At 43.1% G+C, this 14,116-nt stretch carries 12 protein-coding genes and 1 riboswitch; of the genes, 3 read left to right on the forward strand and 9 right to left on the reverse strand.

Annotated elements, in window-relative coordinates; translation table 11 throughout:
* Positions 1–5: 5 nt before the first annotated feature.
* The 9 genes from recC to rppH form a co-directional block, all read right to left on the reverse strand.
* Complete coding sequence (gene recC, locus LDO73_RS14220; protein ID WP_224058845.1) at positions 6–3,380, reverse strand: exodeoxyribonuclease V subunit gamma; 3,375 nt, start codon at positions 3,378–3,380, stop codon at positions 6–8.
* Positions 3,358–3,756, reverse strand: a complete 399-nt coding sequence (locus LDO73_RS14225; protein ID WP_224058847.1) for a type IV pilus modification PilV family protein — start codon at positions 3,754–3,756, stop codon at positions 3,358–3,360. Before LDO73_RS14225 ends, recC begins: the two co-directional genes overlap by 23 nt.
* Positions 3,753–4,196 (reverse strand): DUF2509 family protein, encoded by a 444-nt coding sequence (locus tag LDO73_RS14230; RefSeq protein WP_224058849.1) that lies wholly within the window; start codon positions 4,194–4,196, stop codon positions 3,753–3,755. Before LDO73_RS14230 ends, LDO73_RS14225 begins: the two co-directional genes overlap by 4 nt.
* The gene (locus LDO73_RS14235; RefSeq protein WP_224058851.1) at positions 4,193–4,807 is read right to left on the reverse strand and encodes a prepilin peptidase-dependent protein; all 615 of its coding nucleotides are present in this window, start codon (positions 4,805–4,807) and stop codon (positions 4,193–4,195) included. The genes LDO73_RS14230 and LDO73_RS14235 overlap by 4 nt, the downstream gene beginning before the upstream one ends.
* Entirely contained in the window at positions 4,801–5,322 is a 522-nt protein-coding gene (locus LDO73_RS14240) for a prepilin-type N-terminal cleavage/methylation domain-containing protein (RefSeq protein ID WP_224058853.1), read from the reverse strand. The genes LDO73_RS14235 and LDO73_RS14240 overlap by 7 nt, the downstream gene beginning before the upstream one ends.
* Positions 5,323–5,722: 400 nt before the next feature.
* A complete protein-coding gene (locus tag LDO73_RS14245) occupies positions 5,723–6,574 on the reverse strand; it encodes a thymidylate synthase (RefSeq protein WP_224058854.1) in 852 nt (283 codons plus the stop codon).
* A gap of 159 nt (positions 6,575–6,733) precedes the next feature.
* Positions 6,734–7,630: a prolipoprotein diacylglyceryl transferase gene (gene lgt / locus LDO73_RS14250; RefSeq protein WP_224058855.1), complete on the reverse strand. Its 897-nt coding sequence runs from the start codon at positions 7,628–7,630 to the stop codon at positions 6,734–6,736.
* Positions 7,631–7,730: 100 nt separating this feature from the next.
* A complete protein-coding gene (ptsP, locus tag LDO73_RS14255) occupies positions 7,731–9,977 on the reverse strand; it encodes a phosphoenolpyruvate--protein phosphotransferase (protein ID WP_224058857.1) in 2,247 nt (748 codons plus the stop codon).
* A gap of 4 nt (positions 9,978–9,981) precedes the next feature.
* Positions 9,982–10,515 carry an RNA pyrophosphohydrolase gene (rppH, locus tag LDO73_RS14260; protein ID WP_006659219.1) on the reverse strand — a complete coding sequence of 178 codons (534 nt, stop codon included), beginning with the start codon at positions 10,513–10,515 and terminating at the stop codon, positions 9,982–9,984.
* Positions 10,516–10,628: 113 nt separating this feature from the next.
* Positions 10,629–10,721: riboswitch (TPP riboswitch) on the forward strand.
* A gap of 62 nt (positions 10,722–10,783) precedes the next feature.
* Between rppH and thiB the strand changes: the two genes are divergently transcribed.
* The 3 genes from thiB to thiQ are packed head-to-tail and all read left to right on the forward strand — an operon-like array spanning position 10,784 to position 14,059.
* A complete protein-coding gene (gene thiB, locus LDO73_RS14265) occupies positions 10,784–11,788 on the forward strand; it encodes a thiamine ABC transporter substrate binding subunit (protein WP_224058858.1) in 1,005 nt (334 codons plus the stop codon).
* Complete coding sequence (gene thiP, locus LDO73_RS14270) at positions 11,764–13,368, forward strand: thiamine/thiamine pyrophosphate ABC transporter permease ThiP (protein WP_224058860.1); 1,605 nt, start codon at positions 11,764–11,766, stop codon at positions 13,366–13,368. The genes thiB and thiP overlap by 25 nt, the downstream gene beginning before the upstream one ends.
* Positions 13,361–14,059 (forward strand): thiamine ABC transporter ATP-binding protein ThiQ, encoded by a 699-nt coding sequence (thiQ, locus tag LDO73_RS14275; RefSeq protein WP_224058861.1) that lies wholly within the window; start codon positions 13,361–13,363, stop codon positions 14,057–14,059. The genes thiP and thiQ overlap by 8 nt, the downstream gene beginning before the upstream one ends.
* Positions 14,060–14,116: the final 57 nt, after the last annotated feature.

Consider the following 14,116-nt stretch of genomic DNA (forward strand, 5'->3'; position numbering starts at 1 on the left):
CTCCCTTATTTTAAGTACTCTGCCATCGGCAGTAAGAAGCGCCGAGTATTACTCAGCAGCGATTCAATCAATGAACTATTTATGCTTCTGCAAGCTCTCAATACATAATCATCTTCCATTTCACCCACTTTCATTTGGCTTCCTTGTAGGCTTTGCAGTAGCGCCGATAACGCCTTTTGCTGCACATCTTCTGACGTAAAGTCATATTCCTTTGTTTTTTTATCAAAACACGCAGAAATCCAATTCCAACCACTCTGGTTTAATAGAATTAGCGGCGTATTCATTCCTTCACAATACCCTTCAATAAGCGTATTCAAGTATACTTTTGCACGCTCTGAGGATATGGCAGAAAAATGCCAAATACTGTTTTCTCGCCCTAATGCGATGCTTTCACCTTCACGGACAAAAGCATTAAAAAACAAATGTTCTATCCATAATTGCACACCATCATTGGCGGTAAGGTAAGCAGGCCGATAACGCAATATTCCTGACTCGTGAACATTTCGCAATAAGCCTGTAATTTTGATCTCATGTATTTCACATTCAATCGGGTAGTCAACACGCCGATCGCCATACTCTTTCACTTTTTCAGCTAATGGAGCAATATCATTTAATTGTTTCTCCCAAAATAGCTGACCAAACTGTTTTGCGGGTAACTGCCCCGAGGCTTTTAATGCATGATAAAGGGGGTTTGGATCTTCATCTTTGACTAACAAATCTAATACTTGGTCATTGATTTTATAGCGTTGTAATCCACCTAATACAAAAGGCTCTTCTTCTGGTAGTTCAGTCTCCTCAATCGAGAAATGAACTTTCAAACGCTGCTGGAAAAATCCCCGGATAGGGTGTCGGTAAAAACGTAAAATTTGTTCTAACGATAACACCATAATAGGTTCACGTTGTTTTAATACTGACGTAAACGACTTAGCCGCTTGCGCTGCACTTTTTGCAGCGGGTAACCATTCTTGTGCAAAGCTTTGATAAAGAGAGTCAGAGACAAAATTTTCTTTCGCAAATGGCACTCGATTATGCTCAATGACCAAATACTGTTTTAGCCGCTGTGCACTTTCATCGATATTCAACGATTGGTCGCCCTCTAAGCAAAAACTCTGACAGATATACTCCAATAATTCAGTGACTAATACCGATGGATTGCACTCTTGGTTATCTCGAATGGAACGTCCGATATAACTAATATAAAGCCGTTTCGTCGCTGAATTTAATGCTTCTAAGAATAGATATCGGTCATCATCACGGCGCTTTCTATCCCCTCGCTGGACTTTTTCTGCCATTAAATCAAAACCGAGTGGTGGCACATTACGTGGGTATGCACCATCGTTCATACCCAGTAAACAAACCACTTTAAACGGTACAGAACGCATTGGCATTAGCGTACAAAAATTCACTGCACCAGCGAGGAAACGCTGGCTAATTTTTTCATCATCAAAGCAAACCGATAACTCGTCACGAATTAAACGTAATGGGATAGTTTCTTGGTAGTTGGCGGTCAATGCGTTTTCAATAATTTTATGCCACTGCGTCGTGAGTAATGCTAAGACAACTTCAGTTTCACTATCGACTTTGAAGCAGCTATCGATTAATTGCTGGCAGATCTCTTTCCATTCATCCAGCGTACGCTCTTGCTCTAAGCGTGTTCGCCATTCTCTAAGTGTATCGACGAGTAATGCTAATTTCCCAGCCAGTTGAGCTGCTAGCCCACTACATTCATCGTATGGCAGCACACCATTCCAGGGGCCATTACGGCTATCCATCGCATAGCCAAGCAACATTCGGCTTAAACCAAATTGCCATGTATTTTGCCCAATAACTGGTAACGATAGCGCTCGGACGTTGTCATCATCAAGCCCCCAGCGAATACCGGATTCATTGACCCAACGCCTTAGCAAACTCAATTCACTCTCATCAATATCGAAACGAGCAGCAAACGCTGAAACCTCTAATAACGTCAGTACTTGCTCCGTTGAAAATCGGCTTTGAGGTAAATCCAATAACATAATAAATGCTTGTAAGATTGGGTGTGCTTGTAGCGCTTTTCTGTCCGAAATAGAGAATGGAATATAGTGTGATGAGCTGGTGTTACCGAACACCGCCTGAATATATGGCGCATAACTGTCGATGTCAGCAACCATGACAATCACATCACGGGGAGTTAATGAAGGATCTTCTTCAAATAGAGCCAATAAACGGTCCTGTAAAACTTCAACTTCACGCTGAGCACTATGGCATGAATGAAATGTCACGGATTGATCGCACTGAGGAAGTGAGCGCTTCTGCAAGCTACTTTCATATTCATCTAAAGTCACACCTAGCTGAGCGTGATTTTCAAGGTCGAGAATATCTTGCTGCAAATTTTCGAGAAGGTTATTTCGCCCATTATCAACAAAGGCCGACACTTCATTGGCAGCCTCAATTTGGGAAATAAAATATAAGTTATCGCGACCAAGCTTGCCCCACGATGCTAAGAGTGGGTTTGCTAAATTCTGTTCGCCTTCAGCGTTAAATAAATTGGCAGCATGCTCATCAATTTTAAAGCGGGAAATTTCGTGCTTATCTAAATAGTGGCGCAATTTCCGTTGTTGTAATCGCGCTAAAAAGGCACTGCTTTGAATATCCCCCCAGTAATAGCGGCATGGGTTGGTAAACATTAAGTGAATATCTGAATGTTCTGCAATCGCATTAAGTGCTTGCAAATACACAGGTGGTAAAGATGAAATACCGCAAATAAATAAGCGTGATGGTAAATTTTTAGCTAACTCTGGTGATGCTTTGAGCTTATCAATAAAACTCTGATATAAGTTTGCTCGATGCCAAGGCGATTGACCAAGCTGCTCTGTATACTCCACCAAACATAGCCATAATCTTTTTTGCCATAATTGATTTTCACTAAGCCCATCAATCAACTCATTACGTTGCCATAGCGCAATCCACTCCGGCCGGTAAACCAAATATTGGTCAAATAAATCGGCAATACGCCCAGATAATTGGTGTAATTTACGCTTGTCTGAATCGTCTTGCAGATAGTGGCGTAGAGGCTCAAATTCAGCTTCATTAATAACATTTGGTAAAATCGTCATTAACTTCCACGTCATCGCTTGTTTAGTGTAGGCGCTCTCTTTGGGGATATCAGGAAGCACTCGGCGGAACATATCCCAGATAAACGTAGCGGGTAATGGATAGTTAATATTGGCGGCTATTCCAAAGCGCTTAGCGAGCTCTATCTGTAACCATTGAGACATTCCGGGGCTTTGTACTAATACAATTTCTTGCTCAAAAGGATGAGTAAGGGGGTCATTCTCCATTAAGTGTGCAATTAGCTCTTTGAGCAGATCTAATTGATTAGAATGATAAACCTGAAACATGACTCTCTCCTTTTGCGCACTGCCAACGACTTATCGAATACAGTTTCCCGCCCACGAACAAGGACACCTTAAACTCACCACAGCTCCCAAGGCTTACAGAATGCACGATTTTCATCTGATCTCGTTGGGGATGACCTTCTTGATACTGTTCTTCTAGATACGGTGACTCCATTTCCCATGGAACCTTATCATTAAAAGAATGTTTTCCTTCTAATGTTCCATGTAGAGATCGAATTGCCTGTGAACCTTGGTATATTTGATTAAAATTCAAAGCGATATATTGGCTGTAGTTTAGCAGAGCTATCAGCAAGATAGCAAAAACAACTACCGCAATCATCGACTCTACCAGTGCAAATCCTTGCTGTGAATTCTTCATTGGCAAAATCCTTTAATTGCCACAGGGCAGTAATCTATCCAGCCATTTTCACGGGCTTGTAAACGCCCTTCATTCCATATCGGTACCACCCATCGATATATTGTTAGCGATTGATTTTTCGAGAGTTCACTTTTACCCGATAAAATAAATTGATTGTTTTTATAATGCTTAAGGCAACTTACCCACCCGTGATTTGTTTCTCGTTGGCATACCCAAGGACTCACTTTTTCAGCTTTCAATTTCCAATGTTGAGCGAGTCCCCATGACAATGCTGATTCTGCTAAATTAAACGATTGGTAATATTTTTCTTCGCGAATTAATTCGTGGCTAGCCCGCACTTGATAGTAATGTAATGCCTTTAAAAGTATGAGCCCGACACTCATTAAAACCATCACCATGATTAAGGCAATATTGCCATGCTGCGTATTTTTTGCCCTCATGGCACATTCCTTAGCAGCACAGAGGAATGATAATCAAACGTTTTATTAGGCAATAAAATGCTTTCCACCGCCATAGATATCCCTAAAGTTTTCGTGCTTGGCTGCCAATCAAAAGTCAGCTGATTCACTTTTACCATATTAGAATCAAACAGAGACTGCCAACGGGTTCCATCGCAATTCGTCACATTACGGTTAGATTCGAGCTTATTGTTATTGAGCCTAAACCCAAAAAAATCAGAATGTAATGAATGGCTTTGCCCTATTACCCATTGCCCAGATAAATCCTGATCATAGGCAAAAATAATGCAAGAATTGGCCTGGCGACTTAAGAACTTAGTGCTGATGGTAATTGCCTTTCCTTCACAATGAGGCTTGGAAGGTGACTGGCTACAATGACCAATTCGGCGAAAATCTTTTTCCATATTAATCAACACCTGCCTGACCTCCCTATCCAATTGATATTGAAAAAAAGCCTGAAATAGTTGCTTAAACAACACGGGGATCGTATTCATCGCTGCAATACAGACCAAACAACCAATTAGCATTGCAATCAGTGTTTCTAGCAGAGAAAACCCCTTTTCTGCTTTATGCTTTTTAATGTCATTTAACATTTAGGAACGCCTGCCAACGTTTGCTGGCTGCAACTGCGTACCCGACCAGAGGATGAAATAATCACGGATATTTGGTCATTTTCATTACTGAGTTCAATTCGAAAAGGGCTACTTGTCCCCTGCCTACCGTAAAAATGAATCGATTGTCTCGAGGCATGTTTAAGCTCAATATGCTCAAATTTATCGCCTTTAAATTGACTGATTTCTTGTGCAGTATCTGCATCCGTAACCGCTAAATGCCACTCTTTTGATGTAAAATTTACCGTCATAATTCGGTGCTGATTTAAATAAATACCTTCCATTAGATTGCTGTAGATAAATTCGGCAGTTTGTCTTGCAGCATCAATAAGTTGTAGCCGCTTCACTTGTTGTTGCCATTGATAAAACGCTGGTAGAGCCACTATTGAACAAAGAAACAGAACAACCATAATTTCAATTAAAGTGAACCCCTGCTCATCAACATTGCTCTTTAGCCACTTTACTTTTCCCTGTATCAAACTCGTCTGCTCTGCCATTTCTTTATCCCTGTCTCTCGCTCTTTATGAAGGAGTTTGGACAAGAATTTTACCTAGCTACAGCCTTTATTTGGCTTTCTTCGTAGCGGTTCCCAGCACAATGTAACTTTTGCATTTTCCTTGAATGCTTTTGGAAACGGCTTCGCAAAATTAAGCGTAGAGATAAAAAAGTGTTCCTCAAAAAGGAGAGGGATAGCTCAGAATAGTTTTCGGGGATAAGGTGAAAATTGGAAATAGCGAAAGTAATAAGAGTGGAAGAGAGTAAGCGTTAATAGGGATGCAAGGGTATGGAATAGCTAAAAAAATCGATTGAGTCGTAAAGATAATAAAAAATAAAGGCATAAACCGTATTATTTACAGGGTCTATTCGTGTCTATGCCTTTATATCAATCCACCCGCATTAGACCGTAAATGGATATTTTATTGCTTCGTGGCACTGATAACCGTCTAAGGTGAAATCATCAGTTGTTACCCATGTTTCAAGATCTTCCAAGGTTTTAATTGCAGGGTTAATCATTAAGCTTGGAGATGGATATGGTTCACGTTTTAATTGGACATCACGCATTAAAGGCAGTTGATTTTCATAAATATGTGCGTTCACAATTTTATGATAAGCCTTACCTGCTTTGTGACCTGTAATACGCGCCATTAGTGCCAGTAATACAAAGCATTGAACCTGATTAAAGTTAAGCCCGAGAGGCACGTCGCAGCTACGTTGGTATGACGTCAAATGCAGCGTATCGCCAAGCAATGAAAACGTGTGAGTGTGCATACAAGGGCGTAAGCAGCCCATTTCAAACTCACCAGGGTTATAGAAAGTCACGATTTCCGCGCGGTCATCAATACCGTTTTTCAGGTTATTAACCACTTTCTTTAATTGGTCAAGATGAGAGCCATCAGGGCGCTGCCATGAGCGACCTTGGACGCCATAAACGCGCCCCATATCATCTTCACCTTTACGATGCGGGTTATCTAACCATGCTTGGTTTTCATTAGCATTGGCATTCCAAGTGTTACAACCAATTTCACGGAACTGTGCTGCATTATCATAGCCACGTAAGTACCCTAATAACTCGGCAATAGCCGCTTTATAAAAGCTTTTTCGCGTCGTAATTAAAGGAAATTGATTGTTGCCCACATCATATTCGAGGTCGGCATTAATCACGGTTAAACAGCGAACACCAGTGCGCTTGTTTTCAACCCATTGTCCTTCATCGCTAATACGTTGGCATAACTCAAGATACGGCTTCATAGTGGCTCTCTTACTCCGAAATACAGATGGTTTGTGTTATCGAATATCCCTCAATAACACAAACCGAAAATGACTTAATTTACTGCTTATTAGCGTGATTTACTGTCTACGTGATTTACTGCCTATGTGACAAGCTTTCTTCACCACTTGCTATCGACGCTACTTGCTATCGACGTTTTTAGCGGGCTTATGGGCAGGGATATTTTTACCGTATTTGTAAGCCCAGATAATCATCAATACACCGATAATAATCATCGGAATTGAGAGAATTTGCCCCATACTGATGCCACCAAATAAACCTAACTGCGCATCTGGTTGTCTGAAGAATTCAACGATGATACGGAATGCACCATAACCGATAAGGAACAGACCCGATACGCTCCCCATTGGGCGAGGTTTACGTACAAATAAATTCAAGATCAGGAATAAAACGATACCTTCTAAAACCATCTCATACAACTGGGATGGGTGTCTTGGCAATACACCGTATTGCTCAAGAATAGGCAACAGAGAAGGGTCTTGTGCCGCAAGTTGGATATCTTCACTTCTTGAGTGAGGGAATAGAAATGCCCATGGTGTATCTAGGGTAACGCGTCCCCACAGTTCGCCATTAATAAAGTTACCGATACGCCCCATTCCAAGACCAAAAGGAATCAAAGGTGCAACAAAATCAGAAACTTGTAAGAAATGGCGTTTCGTGCGATAGGCAAACCACATCATGGCACAGATAACCCCAATCAAACCGCCGTGGAAGGACATACCACCATCCCACACTTTGAACAGATACAGAGGATCATCTAAGAAAACAGGCAAGTTATAGAAGAAAACATAGCCAAGTCGTCCACCCACAAATACACCGACAAAGCCAATGTACAATAAGTTCTCGACTTCATTTTTTGTCCAGCCGCTGTTTGGCTTAGAGGCGCGACGCCCGGCTAACCATAGCGCAAAAACGAATCCGACAAGGTACATAAAACCATACCAGTGCAAAGAGACTGGGCCAATCGAGAACATTACGGGATCAATTTCCGGAAATGCTAAGTAGCTGTTACTCATCGTTCCCCACTTTAAAATGATTGAGTCAAAAATTATGCCGCATAATAACACGAGGTTATTGTCAGCATATAATTACATATTAATAACATAGAAGATCAAACTAGATCCCGCCACGTACAAAACCACCCAGTCCATTTCTTTCCATAAACTCACTGATCTTATGTCGGACATTTTCGCTGGTTTCTGCACTGAGCAAATCAGGCACTAGCTCAGCCATCAATTGAGGATCAAGCTGACGAATTAAATACTTCATGCGAGGAACACTGCGCCCACTCATACTCAAACTACGATAACCTAATGCAATCAACACCATAGCACTTAATGGCTGCCCCGCCATTTCGCCGCACACACTAATCGGCAAACCTATACGCTGACATTCTATATGTACCATGGATAGAAAACGCACCACCGCAGGGTGCAGGTTATCATAGAGCGCCGCCACATGAGTGTTATTACGGTCGACAGCGAGTAAATATTGTGTAAAGTCGTTGGTACCTATCGAAATAAAATCAACCCGCTGCTTTAACTCTGGTAGCAAAAACAGGAGTGAAGGCACTTCCAACATCACGCCAATTGGTGGTAAATCAATCGATTTTCCGAGTTGTTGGCTCACTTCATTTTTGGCACGATTAATCAGCCCAATCGCTTCATCTACTTCATTAATACTGGTGATCATCGGCAATAAAATACGTAAATTGCCTGTATCTTGGTTGGCCCTCAGCATAGAGCGCAATTGGATCAAAAATATTTCAGGCTGATCCAGCATGATTCGGATCCCGCGCCACCCCAAGCAAGGATTTTCCTCGCTGATCGGCATATAAGGCAGTTGTTTGTCCGCACCGATATCTAAGGTTCTTAATACCACGGGTTTAGTGGAAAACAGCTGCAATACTTCGCGATATAACTGCTTTTGCTCATCCTCAGATGGGAAACCATTGTGCAGCATAAATGGCAGTTCGGTTCGGTATAGTCCAACACCATCAACACCATCATGAATTTGCTGTTCATAGCGAGGGCTCAATCCGGCATTGAGGCAAATATCCACATGCTCACCGTTTTTGAGCACTGCATCTTGAGAAAGTGAACCTTCCGCTAATCGGCTAAGCACATTTTCTTCTTCAATAATTTGCTGGTATTCCTGAGCAATAAAATTTTCAGGCTCAATAAACACTTCGCCACGGTATCCATCCAAAATCAGATGGCGATTATGTAATAAGGAAGGCTCAATATCCGCCCCCATAATCGCGGGGATCCCCATCGCTCGGATCAAAATCGCAGAGTGAGAGTGCGTTGCACCATCGCGCACAATCACCCCCGCTAATTGCTCAAGTGGTAATTCGGCAAGAACGCTCGCACTCAGCTCATCTGCCACTAAGATAAAACGGTCTGGCCATTGGCTGGTTGGTGTCAGCGAATCATCGAGATGAAATAATAAGCGCTGCCCTAAGGTGCGAAGGTCGGAGCCGCGCTCTCTTAAATAGAGGTCACGTAAACGAGAGAACTGCAAAGCGTAATCTTCAATGACAGTTTTCACTGCCCATTCAGCCACCGCGCCTTGATTGATCGCCGTAAATAATCGTTTTTTCAGTTGGGGATCATTAAGTAAATGGTTATATAGGTCGAAAATAGCCGCGCTTTCTTTAGATGAGCTCGCCATAAACCGCTTACTAATACGACGAAACTCTGCCGCCGCACTTTCCAGCGCTATCACCAAACGCTGACGCTCTTCATCAATATTTAATGTGGTCGCTTGATACACATTGTCTAAAGAAGGCTGGGAGGTATCTTGCCAGCCATAAGCCATCGAAATTCCTTGAGAAACAGGAATAGCTTTGAGGCGATTTTGCCGATATTGCCCGAAAATACCTTTGGTTTGCGCTTGGGATAAAATCACCGCTAACTGCATCGATAGCGTGACCATAAAAGACTCTTCGGTTTCGCTGAATAACCGTTTTTCTCGCTGTTGAACCACAAGTACGCCTAGTAATTGGCGTCGATAAACCACAGGCACACCGAGAAAGGCTTTGAGCTGTTCTTCTTTGAGTTGAGGAAGGTATTTGAATTGCGGGTGTTCGCGAATATCGGCGAGATTCAACATTTCCGATTGCCGACCGACTGCGCCAACAACCCCTTCGTTGAATCCTAAACGAATAGCAATCCCGCTAGGCTTTTTCAGCCCGCGGGTTGCCATTAGGTAATAACATTGGCGAGGATGATCGGCTAAGTAAATCGAGCACACATCGGTACGCATCGCTTTGCACGTCTCATTGACTAAAACTTCAAGAGCTTGAGTCAGACTGGTCGCCATCGCGACCTTTTCAACAATGTCACGTAAACGCGTCAACATAGGCTTACTTAACTCCGCGCCTACGATTATTAAAAACAGGTCGTTGTGGTAATTTCTGTTCCTGCAAAGGCATAACTACGGGAGCGAATTCCTTCATCACACGGCGATAAACTTCGCGCTTAAAAGAGACCACTTGCCTAACAGGATACCAATAACTGACCCACCGCCAGCCGTCAAATTCTGGCGATTTACTGCGCTGCACGTTTATATCGGCGTCATTACATTGGAGTTGAAGTAAAAACCAACGTTGTTTCTGTCCAATACAAACAGGTTTTGTATCCCAACGCACCAAACGCTTAGGTAATTTGTAGCGTAACCAATTACGGGTAGATGCAAGTAACCTTACATCTTTACGCTGTAGTCCGACTTCCTCGTATAACTCACGATACATCGCTTGTTCTGGCGATTCCCCCGGGTTAATCCCACCTTGAGGAAATTGCCAAGAATGCTGACCATAACGGCGAGCCCATAAGACTTGACCTTGCCGATTACAAATTACAATTCCTACATTCGGGCGGTAGCCATCATCATCGATCACTAGACTACCTCAATAACCAAATTTGAAAGATGCCTAATTGTTTCACACATACCCAAACTGGTAAACCTATATCAATACAGTTTGCAGATATGTCTGAAGTAATTACAATAGTCTGCGTCTCAACGGGGTGCCAATTTAGGCTGAGAAATAACCCGTAGAACCTGATCCGGCTAATACCGGCGTAGGGATTTGAGCTACCGCCTACAAATTATTGTACCGGTCCCTCCTCAAATCCTGTGTTTTTTTTATGATTTACGCAGGAATTACAATGACTAAAAAGAAACTCTTTACCTCACTCATTGCTTTAACCACCTTAAGCTTTACCGCATTCGCCTCTGCCGAAAAACCAACGCTGACGGTGTATACCTATGATTCCTTTGCTGCAGAATGGGGCCCTGGTCCACAAATCAAAAAGAATTTCGAAGCTCAATGTGAATGCGAGTTAAAACTGGTTTCACTGGGAGATGGTGTTGCGCTACTGAATCGCCTACGCATGGAAGGGACAAAAAGCAAAGCTGACATTATCTTAGGGTTAGATAACAACTTGCTCGACTCAGCAGAAAAAACTGGCTTATTTGCCCCAGCAGATATCAAAACGGATGCGCTTAAATTACCTATCGAATGGACAAGTAAAACATTCATTCCTTATGATTATGGCTATTTCGCCTTCATCTATGACACCAATAAAATCAAACAGCCACCAAAAAGCATGGATGAACTGCTTGATAGCAAAAATAATTGGAAAATCATTTACCAAGATCCACGCACCAGCACTCCAGGCTTAGGGCTAATGTTATGGGTTGAGAAAATCTACGGCGATAAATCTGCTGATGCATGGAAAAAAATGGCAGCCAAAACACTGACCGTAACCAAAGGTTGGAGTGAATCTTATGGCCTGTTCTTAAAGGGTGAAGGGGATTTTGTACTGAGCTACACCTCCTCGCCGGGTTATCAAATTTTAAATGACAAGAAAGACAACTACGCAGCGGCACTGTTCGATGAAGGGCATTATATGCAAGTCGAAGTGGCGGCAAGATTGAAACACAGCCCGCAGCCAGAGCTGGCAAAACAGTTCTTACAGTTTATGTTAACCCCTGAATTCCAAGGCACATTACCAACCACTAACTGGATGTATCCGGTTATCGATATGCCGTTGCCTGAAGTGTATAACGTGCTACCACTGCCAGCTAAATCCCTGCAATTTAGCGCGGGAGAAGTAGCTAAAGAACGTCAAACGTGGACACGTTTATGGCAAACCGCCGTCAGTCGTTAATCAATTTAACCTTATTACCGGGGGCGATAGCCTCCGGTCTTTTAATCGTCGTTGCCCTGCTCGCTTTTGGGGCGCTGTGGTTTTTCGCACCTGAAATTTCTCTCAGCGAGATAATTGACGATGATTATTTATGGCATGTCATCGGCTTTACATTTTGGCAGGCATTGCTTTCCGCTGTTTTTTCCATTATTCCCGCTATTTTTCTTGCAAGAGCCCTGTATCGCCGGCGATTCTGGGGAAGAACGCTATTGCTCCGCTTGTGTGCAATGACCCTCGTTTTACCTGTTCTAGTCGCCGTTTTCGGCATTTTATCAGTGTATGGACAAACCGGATGGCTGGCAAAACTGTGCCTATGGCTCGGTGTTGACTATCAGTTTTCCCCTTATGGTCTACGTGGCATTTTATTGGCACATATCTTTTTCAATATGCCTCTCGCCACCCGTATGCTATTGCAATCCCTTGAAAATATTGCCATTGAGCAGCGTCAAAGTGCCGCTCAACTGGGGTTCAATGAATGGCAGCAATTTACCCTTTTAGAGTGGCCTTATTTACGCCGTCAGATGTTGCCAACAGGCGCGTTGATTTTCATGCTCTGCTTTGCCAGCTTTGCGACGGTACTGGCTCTGGGTGGCGGTCCTGCAGCGACCACTATCGAACTCGCAATTTACCAAGCACTGAGCTATGACTTTGATTTAGGGCGCGCCACATTGCTTGCGTTGATTCAGTTGGGATGTTGCGTAGGATTAATGCTTATTTGCCAACGCATTAACCATACATTTTCTGTTGGGTTTAGCCACCAAACATCGTGGTTTGATCCCGCCGATAACCTGTTTCGCCGTCTACGTGACTGGCTGGTGATTGCAGCAGCCATTTTATTATTAATTCCGCCGTTATTAGCGGTTATTGTTGATGGACTCAACGGTCAATTACTGGATGTTTTACAGCAACCTGCGTTATGGCAAGCCACATCAACCTCGCTGTTTATTGCTCTGTGTGCGGGGATTTTGTGTGTGATCCTCACGCTAATGCTGCTGTGGAGTAGCCGTGAACTGCGTTTAAGAAATGCATTAAAACTCGGGCAAGCCATTGAGCTAAGCGGGCTGATTATTCTGGCTATGCCGGGTATTGTGCTGGCAACAGGCTTTTTTATCTTTTTCAATGAAACCATTGGAATACCCGAAACGCCTTATCCATTGGTGATCATGACTAACGCCTTGCTCGCTATCCCTTACGCGCTAAAGGTGCTGGATAACCCAATGCGAGATCTGGCTCAACGCTATAACCCGTTATGCCAATCACTCGAAATTACTGGATTTAATCGATTTAAAATCATTGAATTGCGTGCATTACGCAAACCTATTGCACAAGCTTTGGCATTTGCTTGCGTGATTTCGATTGGGGATTTTGGCGTGGTCGCCTTATTCGGGAATGAAGAGTTCCGCACCTTGCCTTACTATCTTTATCAACAGATTGGCGCGTATCGAACCAATGACGGCGCGGTTACCGCGATGTTATTGCTGTTACTCTGTTTCTGCCTGTTTAGCTTACTCGAACGCCTATCGGGGAAAACTCATGATTGAATTACAAAATCTAGATTATCAATACGATAGCCTAAATATGCATTTTGATATTTCGGTAACTTCGGGGGAACGCGTTGCCGTAATGGGTCCCAGTGGCGCAGGTAAAAGCACACTGCTCAGCCTAATCAGTGGGTTTCAATTTCCTCGCAGCGGCACTATCACCTTAAAGGGTGAAAATCATACATTTACGCCCCCTGCTAAGCGCCCTGTTTCCATGTTATTTCAAGAAAACAATCTATTTGCACACCTAACCGTGAGGCAAAATATTGGGCTCGGTTTACAACCCAGTTTGCGCTTAAATACATCAAAAATGGCTGAAGTTGAACAAATGGCGCAGCAGGTCAGTTTAACCGAATGTTTAGACCGAACGCCTGCACAATTGTCAGGAGGACAACGTCAACGAGCCGCCCTTGCCCGCTGTTTAATTCGCAATCAACCGATTTTATTGCTGGATGAGCCGTTTTCCGCCCTTGACCCAGCGCTGCGCAGTGAAATGCTGCAATTACTCAATGACGTGTGCGTGAATAAATCCATCACGTTATTAATGGTATCTCATAGTATTGAAGACTCGCTACAAATCGCCCCTCGTAGCTTAGTGGTTGCCGATGGCGCAATTGTGTATGACGGCGATACCGAAACACTGTTACAAGGCAAAACCGACGCTTCCGCATTATTGGGCATTTCTAATTAGCTCGATAAATAATACTGTATAAATTCCCACTACTCGCGTATATTAATTTGCAGATTA

Origin of the sequence: Providencia alcalifaciens (assembly GCF_915403165.1) — a bacterium.
In the GTDB taxonomy this organism is placed as follows: Bacteria; Pseudomonadota; Gammaproteobacteria; order Enterobacterales; family Enterobacteriaceae; genus Providencia; species Providencia alcalifaciens_C.